The following is a 1,089-nucleotide window of genomic DNA, read 5'->3' on the forward strand; positions in this document are numbered from 1 at the left end:
TCACTCCTCGAGGAGTGAGCGGACCTGCGCGGCCGGCCGGCGGGTCAGCCCGCGGCGATGTCCGAGGGGTGCTGCGCCAGCGGGGTGACCTCGACCGACATGTAGGGAAACAGCGGCAGGTTCCACAGGATCTCGTGGAGCCGCTCGTTGTCGCGGACGTCGAAGATGCTGAGGTTGGAGTACTGCCCCACCACCCGCCAGATGTGGACCCACTCGCCGTCGCGCTGCAGCTGTTGCGAGTAGGCCTTCTCCGTCGCGATCGTCTCGGCGCGCAGCTCGGGGTCGAGGTCGTTCGGGATGTTGACGTCCATCTTCACGGCGAAGAGCACGGGCAGGACTCCTTCCTCGGAGGTGTTGGGTCGAGGCAGCGGCTCAGGCGGGGTCGAGGACGAAGTCGTAGACCGTCTCGTTGCCCTCGCCGTCGGCGGCGGGCTGGATGTCGAGGAGCAGCTCGGGCTTGACGGCCGAGGCGATGTCGTCGTCGTTGTGCGGGTCGCCGGGGAAGTAGAGCTGTGTCGTGATGAGCTCCTTGCCCGGGGCCGACACCTTCAGGTGCAGGTGCGCGGGACGCCAGGCGTGCCAGCCGGCGGCGGCGATGAGCTTGCCGCAGGACCCGTCGGTCGGGATCTGGTAGGGCGCCGGCTGCTTCGTGTGGATCGCGAAGTTGCCGTTCTCGTCCGCGATGACGGTGCCGCGCAGGTTCCACTCCGGCAGGCCCGGCGCGTACTGCGAGTAGAAGCCGAGGCCGTCGGCGTGCCACATCTCGATCTTGGCTCCGGGGATGCCGTTGCCGTCGAGGTCGCGGACCTGGCCCTTGAAGGTCAGCGGGGTGCCGGGCTCGTCGTCGCGCATCGGGAGGGTCGCGTCGGCGGGCAGCTCGGGTGCGTTGGGCACGTAGTACGGCCCCTCGATCGTGCCCTTGCTGCCCTTGCGGCTCGCGTTGGCGACCTCCTCGACGACGTGCTCGACCCAGACGTCGAGGAAGAGCGGCCACTCGCCGTCCTCACCGACCTGGATGAGCCACGACTTGAGGGCGTCGTACTCCGCGTAGGTGACCTCGTGCCGGCGGATGACGTCGTGGACGGCGGT

At 69.0% G+C, this 1,089-nt stretch carries 2 protein-coding genes; both read right to left on the minus strand.

What is annotated here, in order from left to right; translation table 11 throughout:
- Positions 1–44: 44 nt before the first annotated feature.
- Positions 45–329, minus strand: a complete 285-nt coding sequence (gene catC, locus N864_RS22510; RefSeq protein ID WP_034722841.1) for a muconolactone Delta-isomerase — start codon at positions 327–329, stop codon at positions 45–47.
- 43 nt (positions 330–372) lie between these two features.
- Positions 373–1,089: catechol 1,2-dioxygenase (catA, locus tag N864_RS22515; RefSeq protein ID WP_034722843.1), on the minus strand; the 717-nt coding region annotated here is incomplete at its 5' end.

It is taken from the genome of Intrasporangium chromatireducens Q5-1 (assembly GCF_000576575.1).
GTDB lineage: Bacteria > Actinomycetota > Actinomycetes > Actinomycetales > Dermatophilaceae > Intrasporangium_A > Intrasporangium_A chromatireducens.